18 protein-coding genes and 1 riboswitch are annotated in these 18,130 nt (G+C 56.4%); of the genes, 10 read left to right on the top strand and 8 right to left on the bottom strand.

From position 1 onward, the window contains the following. Positions 1 to 33: 33 nt before the first annotated feature. Both DSM117340_RS14155 and DSM117340_RS14150 read right to left on the bottom strand, forming a co-directional pair. A complete protein-coding gene (locus DSM117340_RS14155) occupies positions 34 to 777 on the bottom strand; it encodes a class II aldolase and adducin N-terminal domain-containing protein (protein WP_274960685.1) in 744 nt (247 codons plus the stop codon). After that, entirely contained in the window at positions 774 to 1,214 is a 441-nt protein-coding gene (locus tag DSM117340_RS14150) for a glyoxalase (RefSeq protein ID WP_354689724.1), read from the bottom strand. The genes DSM117340_RS14155 and DSM117340_RS14150 overlap by 4 nt, the downstream gene beginning before the upstream one ends. An 89-nt stretch (positions 1,215 to 1,303) precedes the next feature. On the opposite strand from DSM117340_RS14150, the gene DSM117340_RS14145 reads away from it, so the two are divergent. The 5 genes from DSM117340_RS14145 (at position 1,304) to DSM117340_RS14125 (ending at position 5,358) form a co-directional block, all read left to right on the top strand. Continuing rightward, the gene (locus DSM117340_RS14145; RefSeq protein WP_089893085.1) at positions 1,304 to 2,773 is read left to right on the top strand and encodes an AMP nucleosidase; all 1,470 of its coding nucleotides are present in this window, start codon (positions 1,304 to 1,306) and stop codon (positions 2,771 to 2,773) included. 139 nt (positions 2,774 to 2,912) lie between these two features. After that, entirely contained in the window at positions 2,913 to 3,200 is a 288-nt protein-coding gene (locus DSM117340_RS14140) for an HU family DNA-binding protein (protein ID WP_089893082.1), read from the top strand. Positions 3,201 to 3,279: 79 nt separating this feature from the next. Continuing rightward, entirely contained in the window at positions 3,280 to 4,155 is an 876-nt protein-coding gene (locus DSM117340_RS14135) for a DMT family transporter (RefSeq protein WP_089893705.1), read from the top strand. A 58-nt stretch (positions 4,156 to 4,213) separates the two neighbouring features. Further along, complete coding sequence (locus tag DSM117340_RS14130; protein ID WP_354689723.1) at positions 4,214 to 4,927, top strand: cytochrome c biogenesis CcdA family protein; 714 nt, start codon at positions 4,214 to 4,216, stop codon at positions 4,925 to 4,927. 17 nt (positions 4,928 to 4,944) lie between these two features. Next, a complete protein-coding gene (locus DSM117340_RS14125; RefSeq protein ID WP_354689722.1) occupies positions 4,945 to 5,358 on the top strand; it encodes a thioredoxin family protein in 414 nt (137 codons plus the stop codon). Here the strand turns inward: DSM117340_RS14125 and DSM117340_RS14120 are convergent. Then, the gene (locus DSM117340_RS14120; RefSeq protein ID WP_341198829.1) at positions 5,353 to 6,297 is read right to left on the bottom strand and encodes an AEC family transporter; all 945 of its coding nucleotides are present in this window, start codon (positions 6,295 to 6,297) and stop codon (positions 5,353 to 5,355) included. The two genes, DSM117340_RS14125 and DSM117340_RS14120, sit on opposite strands and share 6 nt — an antisense overlap. A 1-nt stretch (position 6,298) precedes the next feature. Next, positions 6,299 to 7,414 carry a chorismate synthase gene (gene aroC, locus DSM117340_RS14115; RefSeq protein WP_354689721.1) on the bottom strand — a complete coding sequence of 372 codons (1,116 nt, stop codon included), beginning with the start codon at positions 7,412 to 7,414 and terminating at the stop codon, positions 6,299 to 6,301. A gap of 171 nt (positions 7,415 to 7,585) precedes the next feature. Beyond that, a riboswitch (TPP riboswitch) is annotated at positions 7,586 to 7,684 on the top strand. A 36-nt stretch (positions 7,685 to 7,720) separates the two neighbouring features. Between aroC and thiB the strand changes: the two genes are divergently transcribed. The 3 genes from thiB to DSM117340_RS14100 are packed head-to-tail and all read left to right on the top strand — an operon-like array spanning position 7,721 to position 10,921. After that, entirely contained in the window at positions 7,721 to 8,704 is a 984-nt protein-coding gene (thiB, locus tag DSM117340_RS14110) for a thiamine ABC transporter substrate binding subunit (protein WP_089893068.1), read from the top strand. Next, complete coding sequence (locus DSM117340_RS14105) at positions 8,680 to 10,236, top strand: thiamine/thiamine pyrophosphate ABC transporter permease ThiP (protein WP_354689720.1); 1,557 nt, start codon at positions 8,680 to 8,682, stop codon at positions 10,234 to 10,236. The genes thiB and DSM117340_RS14105 overlap by 25 nt, the downstream gene beginning before the upstream one ends. Then, positions 10,223 to 10,921 carry an ATP-binding cassette domain-containing protein gene (locus DSM117340_RS14100; RefSeq protein WP_354689719.1) on the top strand — a complete coding sequence of 233 codons (699 nt, stop codon included), beginning with the start codon at positions 10,223 to 10,225 and terminating at the stop codon, positions 10,919 to 10,921. The genes DSM117340_RS14105 and DSM117340_RS14100 overlap by 14 nt, the downstream gene beginning before the upstream one ends. Positions 10,922 to 11,064: 143 nt before the next feature. Here DSM117340_RS14100 and DSM117340_RS14095 read toward each other — a convergent pair whose 3' ends face one another. From DSM117340_RS14095 to petA, 4 genes are all read right to left on the bottom strand, one after another. Continuing rightward, the gene (locus tag DSM117340_RS14095) at positions 11,065 to 12,279 is read right to left on the bottom strand and encodes an MFS transporter (protein ID WP_354689718.1); all 1,215 of its coding nucleotides are present in this window, start codon (positions 12,277 to 12,279) and stop codon (positions 11,065 to 11,067) included. A gap of 253 nt (positions 12,280 to 12,532) precedes the next feature. Beyond that, positions 12,533 to 13,318 carry a cytochrome c1 gene (locus DSM117340_RS14090; RefSeq protein WP_354689717.1) on the bottom strand — a complete coding sequence of 262 codons (786 nt, stop codon included), beginning with the start codon at positions 13,316 to 13,318 and terminating at the stop codon, positions 12,533 to 12,535. Positions 13,319 to 13,335: 17 nt separating this feature from the next. After that, positions 13,336 to 14,661 (bottom strand): cytochrome b, encoded by a 1,326-nt coding sequence (gene petB, locus DSM117340_RS14085; protein WP_273486129.1) that lies wholly within the window; start codon positions 14,659 to 14,661, stop codon positions 13,336 to 13,338. 11 nt (positions 14,662 to 14,672) lie between these two features. Beyond that, the gene (gene petA / locus DSM117340_RS14080; protein ID WP_089893702.1) at positions 14,673 to 15,233 is read right to left on the bottom strand and encodes a ubiquinol-cytochrome c reductase iron-sulfur subunit; all 561 of its coding nucleotides are present in this window, start codon (positions 15,231 to 15,233) and stop codon (positions 14,673 to 14,675) included. Positions 15,234 to 15,474: 241 nt separating this feature from the next. On the opposite strand from petA, the gene DSM117340_RS14075 reads away from it, so the two are divergent. Both DSM117340_RS14075 and DSM117340_RS14070 read left to right on the top strand, forming a co-directional pair. Then, positions 15,475 to 16,434, top strand: a complete 960-nt coding sequence (locus tag DSM117340_RS14075; RefSeq protein ID WP_089893048.1) for a GAF domain-containing protein — start codon at positions 15,475 to 15,477, stop codon at positions 16,432 to 16,434. Positions 16,435 to 16,562: 128 nt separating this feature from the next. Further along, positions 16,563 to 18,086: an aldehyde dehydrogenase family protein gene (locus DSM117340_RS14070; protein ID WP_089893045.1), complete on the top strand. Its 1,524-nt coding sequence runs from the start codon at positions 16,563 to 16,565 to the stop codon at positions 18,084 to 18,086. The last annotated feature ends 44 nt before the right edge of the window (positions 18,087 to 18,130 follow it).

Below are 18,130 nucleotides of genomic sequence, written 5' to 3'. Positions count from 1 at the left end.
AGACCCCCAGAATATTTCTGGAAAGAGGAAGGGTCAGGAGGCATAATTTGAGCCCTCTTCGTCCAGAATGGCTTTGAGCTCGGCAAGGTGGCGTGTGTCTTGTTCGGGGTAGCTCTCAAGCTCTTGGGCTGTTTTTTCGGCGATGTCGTTGGGCAGAATGCGTAGGGGTTGGCCAGTTTGCAGAGCACGGATGTAGGTTTCTGCGGCACGCTCGAAATAGTAGAGTCGATTGAAGGTTTCGGCCACTGTTGCGCCAATGATCAGAACGCCGTGATTGCCCATGATCATGACTTTTTGTTTGGGGTCTTTGAAGAGTGCGGCGCAACGCTTGCCTTCGTCTTCAAAGGCGAGGCCGCCGTAACTTTCGTCGACAATGTATCTGTTGAAAAATGTAGCGCAGTTCTGGTCGATGGGTGGCAGGCTGCTGTCTGCCAGAGAGGCCAGCACTGTCGCATGGATCGAATGGACGTGCATTGCGCAACGGGCATGCTTGCAGGCGCGGTGCAAGCCGCCGTGTAGGCCCCATGCTGTCGGGTCGGGGGCGTCTGGGCCCTTGAGGGTCGACGGATCATTGGCGTTGATCTCAAGCATATCCGAGGCTTTGATGCGTGAGAAATGCATCTGGTTGGGATTCATCAGGAAGCGTGTGCCATCGTCATTGACGGCGAGGCTGAAATGATTGGCGACGCCTTCGTGCATTTTGAGCCGTGCAGTCCAGCGGAAGGCGGCTGCGAGATCAACGCGCTCCTGCCAGTGGGTTAGGTTTGGAGTGCTCATACTAGCTCTTCCTGTGAAATAAGGGGTTTGGAGGGAACCCATGCATAGCCATCCTGACAGAGGATATAGGCCTCACGCAAGCCATGCGGCTTATCAGCGGGCGCTTGGAGAATTGTGCCGCCAGCGGCGACGCATTGGGCCGCAGCCTGTTCGGGGTCACAATCGTAGAGGCGGATTTCGAGGCCTGCGCCGCGGGGCGGATTTTCGGGCAGGAGGCCTAACAATGGGTTGGAGTGATAGGTGCTGTCTGCATGAAGCTGAAGGATGTTTTCGCCATGTGTCAGTATGGCGAAATCCGTCGAGAGACGCTTTGCAGCCATTCCAAAGACAGTCTCTAAAAAGACTGCTGTCCGCTTTACATCGGTGACCAGTAAGTTGAGGCCAAAGCCCTTGAGGGAAGCGCCAAAGTCTTCTGGGTTGACGGTTTCAAAATCCATTCGGCTCTCCTTGAACATGGGCAGGCTTCGTGCAACCTTTGAACCATTCCGGCGCCGCCGGTAAATGTGTATCTGGCGAGGAGTGGCACATGCCTTCGCAATTTGTGACACCAGATCTGGGTGAATTCCAGAGATTTGACGACGCTTGCTCTGCTGTGGCTCAGCTGGAGGCGCTTTATGAAGCGTCTTGCGAGTTCTTGTGTAAGGCCTTTTCCAAAGCGATGAAGGCTGCTCCAGAGGGCAAGCGGATCAGGGCTTACTACCCGATGGTGCGCATTGAGACGACGAGTTATGCGCAAATTGATAGTCGTCTGAGTTATGGCCACGTGAGCCAGCCCGGGCGGCACGAAGCGACCATTACACGGCCTGATCTTTTTCGAAATTATCTCATTCAGCAGATCGAACTCATTATGGAAAACCATGGTGTGCATGTGGAGATCGGGTATTCGGATACACCGATGCCGATCCATTTTGCTGTGGCCAATGACTCCCGCATTTCTGTGCCTCAAGAGGGGGCAGCACAATTTACACTTCGTGATGTGTTTGATGTTCCGGATTTAAGTACGACAAACGACGACATCGTAAATGGAACTCACCAGCCTGCCGACGGGGTGGCGGGACCACTTGCGCCGTTTACGGCGCAGCGCGTCGATTATTCTTTGGCGCGTTTGTCGCATTATACGGCGACAGCGCCAGAGCACTTCCAGAACCATGTTCTCTTCACAAACTACCAGTTTTATGTGAGCGAGTTTGAATCCTATGGCCGCACTATGCTGGCCGATAAGACCAGCGGCTATACGAGCTTTGTCGGTACGGGCAACGCAGAGATTACCGACGCCGATGCTCCCTTGGAGGCTTCGTCCAAGCAGCCGCAGATGCCAACTTATCATCTTAAGCGCGCGGACGGCTCGGGGATCACGCTGGTGAATATCGGGGTTGGTCCATCGAATGCCAAGACCGCGACCGATCACATTGCAGTCTTGCGACCGCATGCTTGGATTATGGTGGGGCATTGCGCGGGACTGAGAAACAGCCAGCTTCTGGGCGACTTTGTTTTGGCGCATGCTTATCTGCGCGAAGATAAGGTCCTTGACGATGATTTGCCCGTTTGGGTGCCTGTGCCGGCGCTGGCGGAGATCCAGATTGCGCTCGAAGAGGCGGTCGCTGAGGTCACCGAACTGAAGGGTTATGAGCTGAAACGGCTGATGCGGACGGGGACTGTGGCCAGCCTCGACAATCGAAATTGGGAGCTGCGCGAAACGGAGGGACCAGTGCAACGCCTGAGCCAGAGCCGTGCTGTCGCGTTGGATATGGAGAGCGCCACAATCGCTGCGAATGGCTTTCGTTTTCGCGTCCCTTACGGGACGCTTTTATGCGTTTCAGACAAACCGTTGCACGGCGAACTCAAGCTTCCAGGGATGGCCAGCGACTTTTATAAAACCCAAGTAGAGCGGCATTTGATGATCGGAATAAAAGCGATGGAGTCCCTTAGAACTATGCCGCTTGAGCGTCTGCACAGCCGAAAACTGCGTAGTTTTAACGAAACAGCCTTCCTTTAGGGGTGATTTAGGGCGAAAAATCGCCCCTAAATGCTGTTTTTGGCTTATTTTTGGCACACAATTCGTTGTGTTGCATCGCATCATACAGTTATATGGCTGCGATGGGGCCCAAAATCGGGCAATTACAGGAGACTAAAAAATGACAAAACCAATGACAAAGACCCAGCTTGTTGCAGCACTTGCTGAAGAAATGGGCTCAGACAAGAAAACAGCGACAGGCGCGCTGGATTCAATCATCGCTATCATCACAAAAGAAGTTTCAGGCGGCGGTGCAGTGACCCTTCCTGGCGTTGGCAAAATCTATTGCCGTGAGCGCCCAGAGCGTATGGTTCGCAACCCTGCCACAGGCGAGCAAATCAAAAAAGACGCGGACAAAGTTGTCAAAATGACAATCGCGAAAGCTCTGAAAGACAGCGTAAACGGCTAAGCCTTACGCTTGTATCTTTCACAAGTTTACGAAAGGGTCGCCTCAGAGGCGGCCCTTTTTGCATTTGGAGTCAAAACGCGTGGATATCAGAGCAGTTTTTATGGGCGTGGCCTTTGCCTTTATGTGGTCAAGCGCCTTCACATCCGCGCGGATCATTGTTGAATATGCTTCGCCGCTTTGGGCGTTATCACTGCGCTTTCTGATCTCAGGATTGCTCGGTGTTCTGATTGCGCGGCTGATGGGTCAGACATGGGCGCTCACGCGCAACCAGTGGCGGGCAACCATAGTCTTTGGTTTGTGCCAAAACGCACTCTATCTCGGGCTGAACTTTGTTGCGATGCAGACAATCGAGGCTTCGCTTGCGGCAATCATTGCGTCGACGATGCCTTTGCTCGTCGCGGTCGCGGGCTGGCTTTTCTTTAAGGACAAGGTGAAGCCTTTGGCGCTGGCGGGCCTGATTGCAGGTGTGATCGGCGTGAGCATTATTATGGGCGCACGGCTCAACGGCGGGGTTGATATCTACGGTCTTGGCCTTTGCCTGATCGGTGTTCTGGCTCTGACGACAGCAACGCTTGTGTTGCGTGGTGCCACTTCGGGTGGCAATTTTCTGATGGTTGTCGGCTTGCAAATGCTTGTTGGCTCCTTTGCGCTCTTTCTTGCCGCAGTGTTTTTTGAGACCCCGCAGGTACAGATGAGCACACCGCTCGTTTTGGCGTTTATTTATACAACACTTGTGCCAGGGCTGGCGGCGACGCTGGTCTGGTTCTTTCTGGTGGATCGTATCGGCGCGGTTAAAGCCGCGACCTTTCACTTTCTCAATCCATTCATCGGGGTGGCGATTGCCGCTGTTGTGCTCCGTGAGGCACTGGACTGGCACGACTTCCTTGGCGTCGCAATTATTGCCTTTGGAATTCTCGCGGTCCAACTTTCGAAACAAAAGCCCACACCTTCGTGAAGCTGCGTCAGAGCTTCGTTTGATGACAAGGGTCGCTGTGTGCGCCTAAACCTTGATCATGGAATTTGTCCTCGCATATGCAGCCGGCTTGCTGACGCTGATCAACCCCTGTGTGCTTCCCGTCCTTCCTGTCGTATTGGCGGGTGCTCTGGGGGCAAACCCGAAGGGGCCGCTGGCTTTGGCTGCCGGGATGAGCGTTTCGTTCGTGCTTCTTGGTGTGGTCGTTACCGCCTTTGGCCGTGCGCTGGGGCTCGATGAGCAAAGTGTTGCGCAGGCAGGGGCCGTGCTTATGGTTGCCTTCGGTCTTATGTTGCTGGTGCCGCGGTTTGGCATGGTTCTTTCAGGCGCGACAGCTGGCATGTCTGCGCGCGCTGATGCGCAGATGAACACGCTTGATCAAGGGTCTTTGCGAGGCCAGTTTGCGGGCGGGTTGCTGCTTGGCGCGGTCTGGAGCCCTTGTATCGGCCCGACACTTGGCGGTGCGATTGCACTGGCGTCACAGGGCGAGAGTCTTGGGCTTGCCACGCTGATTATGATCGCTTTTGCTTTGGGTGTTTCGACGCTGATCATCGGACTGGGCTATGGCACGCGCGCTTGGCTCATGCGGGACCGCGCGCGAATGCAAAAGATCGCTGTTGCGGCGCGTCCCGTCATGGGCGGGGTGTTTGTCGCTGTCGGCCTCGCGCTGTTTTTCAATTTTCACCACGTGGTCGAAGCTTGGGCTTTGGATGTGATGCCTGCTTGGCTTGTTGACCTTTCTGTATCTATTTAACCTCTAGGAGACTTCTTATGAACAGACGTAGCTTTGTCATCACGGGCCTTGCCGCTCTTGCCACACCCAGCCTCGTGCTGGCTGCCCCTGTGGCTTACACAGACGGGCTTGCCAAGACACATCTCGCCAAGGGTGAAGTCGTGTTTCTGGACTTTAAGGCGGATTGGTGCGGAACCTGTAAGGCGCAGGAGCGGGTGATTAACGCCCTAAAGGGCGAGAACCCTGACTATGAGGCCAAAGTGACTTTTATCAATGTCGATTGGGACGCCCACGGTAAAGGCGCGCTTGTGAAAGAGCTTAATATTCCGCGCCGCTCGACGCTTGTTGTCCTGAAAGGCGAAGAAGAGCTAGGACGTATCGTTGCGGGCACAGGCAAAGACGAGATCAAAGCTTTGATGGATGTGGCTTTGGCGGCTGCGGTGAGCTCATAAGAGCCAAAGCATGAGTGCACTCAAGGTAAGGAACGATGCACCTGTCGCAAGCACTTGGGCGATCGAGGCCATGCCTTCATGACCAAGCTCAGCGGCGAAGAGCGCGTAGATTGAGAACATTGGGATGGCGGCGGACAGGATAACTGCTGCCGCCAATTCACGAGAGAGAGGTGGCAGGCCGAGAGCCATAGCTGCGGCGAGCGCTAGTGCTGCCAAGGCCGGGTGTAGCAAAAGCTTACCCGCGGCTGTGAGTGCCGCCAAAGCGCGGTGGCCTTTGAACGGGAGGCCCACAAGCGCGCCCCCGATTGTGAAGAGCGCCAGCGCCGACGCCGAGGCGGCGAAGAGGCTGGTCGTGCGCAGGATCGGTTCGGGCAATGGCACCCTGAGCAGCGAGACAGCAAGACCGAGCAGTAACGCTATGACCATAGGGCGTCGCAGGACATTGAGAGCAATCTGGCCAATGAGGCGAATGATACCCGTACCGTTGCGTTCCTTTGATAACTCAAAGAGTACGAGGCAGAGCGGGATGATGAGGAAGTTTTCCACCAGCATATTGAGGGCGAGAATTTGCCCCGCACTGTCGGGAAAGGCGAGCAGCATGAGCGGATAGCCGACGAAGCCAGAGTTGGCGCAAGATGTGCCCATGACAGCGACAGCACGGCGGCTTGGGGTGGTTTTGAGCAGAGTGAGAATAATGAAGGATGCGGCGATTGTAAGAAGCGCCCCTGTGGCGAAGACGGCCATATATGTGATGTTGAAAACATCGCGGGCATCGCGCGTGGCTACGGCCAGAAAGAGCAGCGCTGGCAGTGCTACGTTGAGCACGAAACTCCCGAAAAGGCGCATATCCGTTGGCTTGAAGAGCCCACCGCGCACGCAAAGATAACCGAGCAACACTGCGGCGAAGAGGGGAAGCGTGATGCCGAGGACGGCGATCATATCAGCCTATCTTACCGCGCGTTTCGCCGACAGAACCACCAACTTGGCCACGGTGCAGCAAGATATGGTCAAGGATCACACAGGCCATCATGGCCTCGCCCACGGGCACAGCACGGATACCAACGCAGGGATCGTGGCGGCCTTTAGTGACAACCTCGGTGGCGCTGCCATCAAGTCGAATTGAGGCGCGCGGCGTGAGGATCGAAGAGGTCGGTTTGACAGCGAAGCGCACGACAACATCTTGCCCCGTCGAGATTCCACCGAGAATACCACCAGCGTGGTTAGAGCTATACTCGGGGCCGTGCGGACCCATGAAAATCTCATCGGCATTGTCTGTGCCCGAAAGCCGAGCAGCAGCCATGCCCTCGCCGATCTCGACGCCTTTCACGGCGTTGATGCTCATCATTGCAGCGGCGAGATCTGTATCGAGTTTGGCATAAATCGGCGCGCCGATGCCTGCCGGTACATTGCGCGCGACAACTTCGATGGCACCGCCAACGGAGTTTTTGTCTTTACGCACTTTTGTAAGATAGGCTTCCCAAGATTTGGCTGTGGCCTCATCTTGCGGAATCCAGAAATCATTTTGTTCGATTGCGTCCCAGTCAAACGCGGAACGATCAATCTCCATCTCGCCCATCGTTGTCATATATCCGATGACTTCTAGCTTTGGGGCCAGCGCCTTTAGCGCGGCGCGGGCCACACCCCCTGCTGCTACGCGCGCCGCTGTCTCACGGGCAGACGCGCGCCCGCCGCCGCGATAGTCGCGCAATCCGTATTTTTGGTGGTAGGTGATGTCAGCATGACCGGGGCGGAACGTTTGTGCGATTTCACCGTAGTCTTTTGAGCGCTGGTCTGTGTTTTCGATCATCAGCTGGATGGTTGTGCCTGTGGTCTGACCGTCGAACACGCCAGAGAGGATGCGAACCTGATCTGGCTCTTGGCGTTGGGTGGTGTTCTTGTTCTGACCCGGGCGACGCTTGTCGAGCCAGACTTGAAGCATCGCCTCGTCGAGTGGCACGCCAGGGGGGCAGCCATCAACTGTTGCGCCCAGAGCAGGGCCGTGGCTTTCGCCCCATGTGGTGACGCGAAAAAGGTGTCCGAATGTGTTCATGCTCATGGGGCAGGCTCCTTTGGAGAAAGCTTTATGTCGAATTGCGCTTACGCGCAATCCGATCCGTTTTGGCCTAGCCTGAAACTGCAGCCAGAGCTGGGGGCAGCCCCAGACCCCTTGGGATATGTGTAGAAAGAAAAAGGAGGGCTTGAAGGAGGCAGGATTGGCGCGTAGGTTTTTCTTACCTCGGGGGGCTCATGTGAGCTGAGATGCGAAAGCGGACCCGTTGAACCTGAACCGGTTAGGACCGGCGGAGGGAAGGTTGGATATTCATCCCACTATCTCCGCCCGTCGCAATATTAGGAGGATGAGATGAAACATCTTGCATTTGCTACGGGAGTTTTTGTGTCGGCTGCGGGACTCGCAGCGGCAGAGACGCCTGAACTTGTTGTCTATACTTACGATAGTTTTGTGTCTGAATGGGGCCCTGGGCCGCAAGTCGAGACGGCTTTTGAAGCGGTCTGTGGTTGTGATCTGAAGTTTGTTGCAGCGGGGGATGGTGCAGCATTGCTATCGCGCCTTCGTCTGGAAGGGGCGCGCACGGATGCTGATATTGTGCTTGGACTTGATACCAATCTCACCGCGGCTGCGCGCGAAACGGGCCTCTTTGCCGAGCATTCTGTGAGCGCTGACTATAGTTTACCTGTCGGCTGGGAGGACACTATGTTTGCGCCTTATGACTGGGGCTATTTTGCCTTTGTACATCAGGCAGGGTTTGATGCGCCGAAAAGCTTTAAGGCTTTGGCCGAAAGTGACGCCAAAATCCTTATTCAGGACCCGCGCTCCTCAACACCCGGGCTTGGCTTACTGATGTGGGTCAAAGCGGCTTATGGTGCAGAGGCCCCTGCGATTTGGGAGGGTTTGGCTGATAATATCGTGACTGTGACCAAGGGCTGGTCAGAGGCATATGGCCTCTTCCTAGAGGGTGAAGCCGATATGGTTTTGTCTTACACGACTTCGCCCGCCTATCACATGATTGCCGAGGACGATCACGGCAAGAAGGCGGCAGTCTTTGAGGAAGGGCATTACCTCCAAGTTGAAGTTGCAGGCAAGCTGGCGGCGAGCGATCAGTCTGAGCTCGCAGATCAGTTCCTCCAGTTCATGGTATCGGATGCTTTCCAAAGCGTGATTCCGACAACCAACTGGATGTATCCTGCAGTGACGCCAGAAGTGGGGCTCCCTGACGGATTTGAAAGCCTTGTGCAGCCAGAGAAGGCGCTGCTCTTCTCAGCAGAAGAGGCAGCGAGCATTCGTGACGAAGCTCTGGAAGAATGGCGCGCCGCGCTGTCTCAATAAGTAAGGCCACCAGCGCGGTTTCGACTGCGCTGGTGATGCTTTTGGTGCTGGTTCCGATCGGGGCTGTGGCCATGCGTGCGGGCTTTTCAAATGGTGCGTTTGCGGGCCTTGGCGTTGCCGATTGGGCTGCGCTTAAGTTCACGGTCTTGCAGGCTGGCCTCTCTGCGCTCTTCAGTGCGGCGCTTGCTGTCCCTGTGGCGAGGGCTTTGGCGCGAAGACAGTTTTTGGGCCGTGGCGCGCTTGTCTTGCTGATGGGTGCCCCATTTATTCTTCCTGTGATTGTTGCGGTGATGGGGCTTTTGGCTGTCTTTGGGCAGGCGGGCATTTTAAACGGAGCGCTGAGCGCATTGGGCCTGCCGAAGCTTCAGATTTATGGGCTGCACGGGGTTGTTTTGGCTCATGTTTTTTTCAATCTTCCATTGGCGACGCGGCTTTTGCTTCAAGGCTGGGATGCCATTCCGCAAGAGCGCTTTCGGCTGGCTGCAAGCCTTGGGATGGAATCTCGTGAGGTGTTTCGCTTGCTGGAATGGCCGATGCTTAAAGAGCGCCTGCCGGCGGTTATGTTGGTTGTTTTCCTGATTTGCCTGAGCAGCTTCGCTGTTGCGCTGACGCTGGGTGGCGGGCCTGCTGCAACCACGCTGGAGCTGGCGATTTATCAAGCGTTTCATCTGGAATTTGATTTGGCGCGGGCCGCTTTGCTAGCACTGATGCAGTTGATGCTTGTGCTTGCTGTCGGGATGGTTGCGCTGCGTCTTGGACAAGTGGCAGGCTTTGGCGCGGGGCGTGGCGCTTTGCGGCAGCGGTGGGACGCGGGCACGCTGCTTTTGAAGGCACAAGATACATTGGTTCTGTCGTTGGCTGCCGTGTTTATTGGCTTGCCGTTGGCGGTTGTTGTGCTGCGGGGTGCGGTGCAGATTATAAGCTTGCCTGCTTCGGTCTGGAGCGCGGCTTTGACCTCTTTGGTTATTGCGCTTGGCTCGACAGTTTTGTGCATCGCAGCGGCCCTGGCTTTGGCGGCCTCGAGAGGGCGTTGGACTGAAATGATAGGGCTCTTGGGTCTTGCGATTTCGCCGCTGGTTTTGGGCACGGGATTGTTCCTTTTAATCAACCCATATGTGAGTCCACAGGGGCTTGCCCTGCCGATCACGATGTTGGTCAATGCGCTGATGGCCTTGCCCTTTGCGCTTAGAATTATCACACCTGAATATGCACGCGCCGAGGCCGACTATGGCCGTTTGGCTGACGCTCTGGGACTTCATGGAGCGGCGCGGATGCGGCGCATGATCTGGCCGCAAATACGGCCAGCGCTTGGCTTTGCAGCAGGGCTTGCAGCGGCACTTTCGATGGGTGACTTGGGGGTGATTGCGCTGTTTGCGGATGGTGAAACTGCGACACTGCCTTTGCAGGTTTATCGCCTCATGGGGGCCTATCGGATGGATGTGGCAGCTGGGGCTGCACTGCTTTTGGTGCTGTTGAGTTTTGGACTGTTTGCACTGTTTGATTGGAGGGGGCGGCGAGATGCTGACGCTTGAGACTGTGAGATACGAGCAGGACGAATTTGTCTTGAGTGCGGACTGGCGTCTTGCGCCAGAGGCGCGGGTTGCGGTGATTGGTCCGTCTGGCGCTGGCAAGTCGACGCTTCTCTCCCTCATCGGTGGTTTTATCACGCCTCAGTCTGGACGGCTCTTGTGGGACGGGCAGGACATCACAGAAAACGCGCCGAGCGCGCGGCCTGTGGCGAGTTTGTTTCAGGAGGGGAATCTCTTCCCGCATTTGAGCGTGTATGAGAATGCGGCTCTGGGCGTAAATGTGAGCTTAAGGCTGAGTGCTGAGGAAAAGGCGCGGGTGCTTGGTGCTCTGGATCGCGTTGGGCTGGCGGGTTTTGGAGCGCGCAAGCCTGCGCAGCTTTCAGGCGGGCAGGCGAGTCGTGCGGCGCTGGCGAGAGCTCTTTGCCAAGACAAGCCGCTGCTTCTACTGGATGAGCCTTTTGCAGCTCTTGGCCCTGCGCTGCGCCATGAAATGCTTGATCTGGTTGGTGAAATTGCAAGAGAGCACAGGCGGGCTGTCTTGATGGTAAGTCACGAACCGCGCGATGCGAAGCACTTTGCAGATGCGGTTATTGTTGTTGCTGATGGTGTCGCGCAGCCGCCGCAAGACACGGCGACGCTCTTTGCAAAGCCGCCCAAAGCGCTGCGCGACTATCTGGGCCATCACTGAATCGTAAACCCTGCGTGCCGCTTGGTTAATGGCCTTCAAAATTGCTGATTCTAGGGGGGTGATAAGTGTGCACGATGCGTGCACAACCCGTGCACCGCCAAAATGCGATTTGGTTAAGGAAAATTAACTTAAGACGGCGTGCGCTACTCGGCTGGGACAAGCCGCTTTTCACCAAGCCGCGGATGAACGGAGCCAGCCACTGTGTAGGCGATTGCGAGGGCGGCCCCTGCCAGCAGAAAAATCCCCGAAATCGGTGCGACGAGCAGCACGCCCCAGGCAAAACCTGGTGTGAGGATACCCGAGACATCGCGGTAGCTTGAATAGATCGTCGACATTTCGGTGCGCTCGGAGGGCTTTACCGCCATGAGAAACGGCAGGCCTGCGCTGATATCAAGCAGGATGAGAAAGAAGCTGGCACAGAAGAGCGTAACGATCACGACCCAAGGCCAATCTGCGAGCACGAAGGCCAGAGTGAAGAAACCTGCGGCCATGGCAAAGCCCGTCCGCACGGCGATCCGAACGGAACGTTTTTGCATCCAGCGCAGCATAAAGGGCGCCAGAAAGAGCGCGGCGTTTGTGCCTGACATAAGGAAGCCGCCGAGCTGCTCTGGCAGGCCGTTTTTGAGAGCGTAGAGCGGCATATAGACAATATAGGCCCACCATCCGCAGGAGCGGATCACAGCGAAGCTGAACCCTGCGACAAGGCGGGGTTGCTGTACGAAGCGGCCGATAAACGCCAGCGGGTTTGGTGCGGGGCGTTTGGCGCGGGTGATCAGCTTGCCGTTGCCAAGGCGCATATAGGTGAAGGCGGCGAGCATGCCGAGAGAAGAGGCTGCTGAGATATAGAAGGGCAACACGGGATTGTAGGTGTAAAGTGCAACGCCGACGGCCGGCCCCAGCGTCCATCCGAGGGCGGAATAGAGCAGTCGCAGGGTTTCGCTGCGGCCAAGCTCGATACGTTTGATGTAATCAAGGACATAGGCGTTGAAGCAGATGAAGGTGATCACTGTGGCGAAGGAGTTGAGCATCAGCCCGAATATGAGCGTCATCGGTGTGCCCAGACTGGCGAGAAGCGCGCCTGCGATAAAGCAAAGCGTGCCGAAACTGTAGAGCCAGCGGCGCGGTATCCGTTTGTTAAGGGCGGGTACGAGGAGCCCGACAATCAGAGAGCCGATCCCGATAAAGAAATAGGCCTGTGAGATGGCCACAGCGTCGCCGAGGGCGTTGTACATGGCGAGTGGGAAGACCGAGATCAGCATGCCTCGGGTAATGCCTTCAAAGCCAGCAAGGACTCCAAACCCATGAACAGAGGGGGCGGGCGCGTGGCGGAGCCACTCGGGGATACGACGCTCAAACATAAGAACAAACTGCGCATCTTGGAGCCGTGATCTGTTCTGTTTTCGACAAGGCAAGGCATTTGCGACAGCAACGTTAGACCGAAGATATATGGGCGTTTGCACTTTCGTTTGAACGGGATTTTCAGATGCCAAGGGCCAAGCATGTGCAGTGGCTTAAGACGGATATGCAAAAGCAAAACCCCCCGCCTGTTAAAAGCGGGGGGTTTTGTTTTTTAGAGAAGAAGAAGCTTGGGGGCGGCGTGCCGCCTTTGGCTTAGTCTTTCTTTGGTTTGTGAGGCGCCCAGAGGCGCTTGTTTGTCAGGTAGAGCAGCGATGCGAGGATCGCGAGCATCAGGACACCGATAAAGCCTGTTTGCTTGCGGGCCATCATCTTGGGCTCTGCTGTCCACATCAGGAAAGCTGAAACATCTTCGGCAACGTGGTGCTCGGAGTTGCTGTGGCCATCGTTATACTCAAGCTGGTCTTCATAGAGCGGTGGCGCCATTGCGATCCAGCCGCCTGGGAAGGCGGTGTTTTCGTAAAAGACTGTGCCGTTCTCTTCTTTCTCTTCGCCAGTGTAGCCTGTGAGGATCGAGTAGATATACTCTGGGCCACCCATGCCTTTGAAGAGCTGGTTCATGCCTGAGCCGTAAGGGCCGTGGAAGCCAGCGCGCTTTTTCGCCATCAGAGACAGATCAGGCGCGTTTTCGAGCGCTGATCCCGGGAAGTGATCTGTTGTGATCGCATCACGGTCGTCGTCAAGATCAGCATCAAACACGGAGAAGTTTGACGAATAGGCGCGCACTTCAGCATCTGAGAAGTGTGGGCCGCCCTCGTCACCCAATGTGCGCAGGGGCACATACTGGAGACCGTGGCATGCAGCGCAGACTTCTGTGTAGACCTGAAGGCCGCGCTGGAGCTGGTTTTGATCGAAGGCGCCAAACGGGCCTTCGAAGGAGAAGTCCACATCGTGGATGTGGCTTTCGCCGCCCGCGGCAAGCGCACCGCCCGTTGAGAGGGCGAGGGCTGCGACTGCGGAGAGTGCAAGTTTCTTAAACATTATTCCCTTGTCCTTTCTTATTCGGCCGGTGTGGCGCTTTTGGCGCCATAGTGGGCTTCGAAGTCTTCTTCGATTGTGTTCGGCATTGGCAGTGGTTTCTCGATCACGCCCAAGAGAGGCAGGATGACGAGGAAGTAACCGAACCAGTACGCCGAGGCGATGAGCGACCATGTTGCATAGGGCTCTTCAGCTGGCATTGCGCCGAGCCACATCAGGATGATGAAGTCGACAACCAGAAGCCAGAACCACCATTTGAACATGGGGCGGTAGCGGCCTGAGCGAACGCGGGAAGTATCAAGCCATGGCACGAGGGCCATGACAATGATCGCGCCGAACATGGCCAGAACACCGAAGAATTTTGCTGTGATGATGCCACCTGTAAGCCAGTTGGCCGCGATCACGATCCAGACTTCTGACGTAAAGGCGCGCAGGATCGCGTAGAACGGCAGGAAGTACCATTCGGGAACGATGTGAGCCGGTGTCACGAGCGCATTGGCTTCGATGTAGTTGTCGGGGTGACCGAGGTAGTTCGGCATGAAGCCGACGATTGCCCAGAAAACCATCAGGATGATCGCGAGAGCGAAGAGATCCTTGATGACGAAGTATGGCCAGAACGGAAGCGTGTCTTTCTCGGCTTCTGCTTTGGAGTCTGTGCGCACTGGCACACCTGTTGGGTTGTTGTTGCCCGTGGTGTGGAAGGCCCAGATGTGAACCATAACAAGAGCGGCAATCACGAAGGGCAGCAAGTAGTGCAGCGAGAAGAAGCGGTTGAGCGTTGCGTTATCAACGGCTGGTCCGCCAAGGAGCCATGTTTGCAGGCCCTCGCCCACGAATGGGATCGCGCCGAAGAGGCCTGTAATAACGGTCGCGCCCCAGAAGGACATCTGACCCCAAGGCAGAACATAGCCCATGAAGCCTGTCGCCATCATCAGAACGAAGATGAGCATACCGACAATCCATGTAACCTCACGTGGGGCTTTATATGAGCCGTAGTAGAGGCCGCGGAAGATGTGGATATAGACCGCAAAGAAGAAGAGCGATGCGCCGTTCATGTGCAGATAGCGCAGGAAGTGGCCGCCGTTTACGTTGCGCATGATGTGCTCGACAGAGGCGAACGCCATGTCAACGTGCGGTGTATAATGCATCGCGAGGATGATGCCTGTCACGATTTGCAAGGCAAGGCAGAACGCCAATACGATGCCCCAGATCCACCACCAGTTCAGGTTCTTTGGTGTTGGAATCATCAGTGTGTCATAAAGCAGGCCTACGATGGGCAGGCGCTTATGAAGCCATTTTTCTCCAGCCGATTTCGGCTCGTAATGGTCGTGTGGAATACCAGACATTGCGCGCTTCCTTATCCGAGGATCAGTTCGTCGCCTTCAAAGGCGGCAACTGGAATGAGAAGGTTGAGGGGGGCCGGACCTTTGCGGATACGGCCTGATGTATCGTAGTGCGAGCCGTGGCACGGGCAGAACCATCCGCCGTAATCACCAGCGCCATCGCCGATGGGAACGCAGCCGAGGTGTGTACAGACGCCGATCATCACCAGCCATTCGCCATCTTCTGAGAGCGCGCGGTTTTCGTCGCTTGCGTCTGCATCGAAGTTGTTTTTGTTCTGAGATGTCTGGTCGATTGTGAGCTCGTCCATTGTCACGGCGCGCGCAGCTTCGATTTCTTCGGCTGTGCGGCGGCGAATGAATACAGGCTTGCCCAGCCACTTCACAGTGAGCTGCGTGCCAATTTCAACGCCTGACGTGTCGACACGAATAGACGACATAGCCTGAACATCGGCGGATGGGTTCATCTGATTGACCATTGGCCAGACTGCAGCGCCTGCGGCGACAGCACCAGCACCAGCTGTGGCGTAGTAGATAAAGTCTCTACGTGTGCCTTCGTGATCTTCTGCGTTGGACACGAGCATTCTCCATTTTTCTCAGGCTTATGCGCCTATACGGGATATGGACCGCAGATTCCTGCAGCCTCTTGCGGGGTTTCTTAAACCTGCTTTTCGCGCAGGTCTAGCTTAGATTGGTTACAGATACGTTCTGTCGCGGCTGATAAAGGGCATTCGAGACGTTTCATCTTGTTTAAAACCAGTGTTTTGAGAAAACGGCGAATCCGCATATGGTGTTTCGATGACAGTGGGAGGAGAGCCAATGTCACGATTAAGTGGTCATATCGAGCGGGTGATGGAGGTCACCCAATCAGCCTCGGCGGGGGCGCGGTCGCGGCTTGCGGCGAGTTGGTATCGTTCGCGGGCGCGGCACGGGCTTGACCCAGCCGAGCACCGCGCACCAGAGCGGCTTGAAGGAAAGGCGCTGGATGCGCGCCGTCAGGACCACGAAAAGTTTCTCATGGTTGCGACGCCTCGGCTTGATCGCCTGTTTTCACTTGTTGGCCAGTCGGGATGTGCTGTTTTGCTGACTGATTCTGAGGGTGTTGTGCTTGATCAGCGGGTCAACGAGAGCGACGCCGATGTTTTTGCGAGCTGGGGTCTTTGGAGCGGGGCCAACTGGAGCGAGGCGCGTGAAGGCACCAACGGGATTGGAACGTGTTTGGAGGAACGACGGCAGGTGATTATTCACCGCGACGAGCACTTCTTTGCGCGCAACACGGCGATGAGCTGTATTGATGCGCCAATCTATGGCTACGACGGGCAAATCCTCGGGGCGCTTGATGTCTCATCGGCGCGCTCGGACCAAACCGAGGGCTTCAATCGCCTGATTGGCGCACAAGTGGCGCAAACTGCGCGCGCTATTGAAGAGGCGCATTTCAGGGCGGCTTTTGCCGAGGCACGGATTGTTGTGAGCGAGAGTGACGACACCGAGGCCTCCACGCTTCTGGCGATTGATCAGAATGATCTTGTTATCGGAGCCACACGCGAGGCGCGGCGGGTCTTTGGGCTGGATGCAACGGGAGCGCTTGCCCCACGGCCTGCGGCTGATATTTTTGGCCGTGGGGATGGCCCCAGCGGCTTCGAGAAGGCCGAGCGGGCCGCTGTGATTCGTGCGCTTGCGCGCGCTGAGGGCAATGTAAGCCAAGCTGCGCGGCAGCTTGGCGTGGGGCGTGCCACGCTCTATCGCCGTATGAAACGGCTGGGACTCGACGACATCTGAGCAAACTGTCTCAGCAGTGAGACAGGTGTGCCCTATGGTGTGCTTTGCCCCTCTATGACGCTGGGGAAAGCTTTGATTTGGTCTCTCTTAATCCAGATGGAGGATCTGGTTTTTAGGAGGAGACTGTCATGAACGAGATGACACAGAATACAGGTGCGGGTTATGCCTCACCTTTCAAATCACGCTACGACAACTTTATTGGCGGCAAGTTTGTTGCGCCTGTTGGTGGCAAATATTTTGACAACATCACGCCCATCACAGGCGGCAAAATTTGCGAAGTCGCCATGTCTGGTGCGGCCGATGTCGAGCTTGCGCTTGATGCAGCACATGCGGCCAAGGGCGCTTGGGGCGCGACCTCTGCTGCTGAGCGCAGCAACCTGATTTTGAAGATTGCCGACCGCATGGAAGAAAACCTCGAACTGCTCGCGCAGGCCGAGACATGGGACAACGGTAAGCCGATCCGCGAGACGATGGCGGCGGATATTCCGCTGGCGATTGACCACTTCCGCTATTTTGCAGGCGTGTTGCGCGGCCAAGAAGGCACGATGAGCGAGATCGATGCTGATACTGTGGCCTATCACTTCCACGAGCCCCTTGGCGTTGTGGGACAGATCATCCCTTGGAACTTCTCGATCCTGATGGCGGCGTGGAAGCTTGCGCCTGCGTTGGCTGCGGGCAACTGTATTGTCCTGAAGCCTGCCGAGCAGACGCCTGCGGCGATCATGGTCTTTGCCGAACTGGTGGCTGATCTCTTGCCTGCGGGCACGCTGAATATCGTCAACGGTATGGGCCCTGATGTGGGCGGACCGCTTGCGACAAGCCCGCGTATTGCCAAGATTGCCTTCACAGGCTCCACGGAAACGGGCCGTATCATCATGAAGGCGGCGACGGAAAACCTGATCCCGGTGACCCTGGAGCTTGGTGGCAAGAGCCCCAACATCTTCTTCTCCGATATCATGGCGGAAGATGATGCGTTTCTGGACAAGGCCGTCGAAGGCTTTGTGCTGTTTGCTTTCAACCAAGGCGAAGTCTGCACCTGCCCGAGCCGTGCGCTTGTTCAGGAAGATATTTATGAAGAGTTCATCGCCCGTTGCATCGAGCGTGTGAAAGCCATCAAGCAGGGCGATCCGCGCGACATCAACACCATGGTCGGCGCACAGGCCAGCCAGGAGCAGCAAGACAAGATCATGTCTTACCTGACGATCGGGCGTGAAGAGGGCGCTGAAGTGCTTGTGGGCGGAGATGCGGCGCGCTTCAACGGCGATATCGCGGGCGGGTTCTACATTCAGCCAACGATCCTGAAGGGGCACAATAAGATGCGCGTGTTCCAAGAGGAAATCTTTGGGCCTGTTGTGTCTGTCACGACCTTCAAGGACGAGGCCGAGGCGCTCGCGATTGCCAATGACACGATGTATGGCCTTGGCGCCGGTGTCTGGAGCCGCGATGCGAACCGCTGCTACCGCTTTGGCCGCGCTGTGGAAGCAGGGCGTGTCTGGGTGAACAACTATCACGCCTACCCAGCCCACGCGGCCTTTGGCGGCTATAAGCAGTCGGGCATTGGGCGGGAAAACCACAAGATGATGCTGGACCACTACCAGCAGACGAAGAACATCTTGATGAGCTACAACCCCAACAAGCTCGGCTTCTTCTAGAGCCTGACACCTGAAAAGAAAGCGCCCCCACCAGTGATGGTCGG

It is taken from the genome of Lentibacter algarum (assembly GCF_040580765.1).
Taxonomy (GTDB): domain Bacteria; phylum Pseudomonadota; class Alphaproteobacteria; order Rhodobacterales; family Rhodobacteraceae; genus Lentibacter; species Lentibacter algarum.
This window is presented reverse-complemented; position numbering and strand designations above follow the sequence as displayed.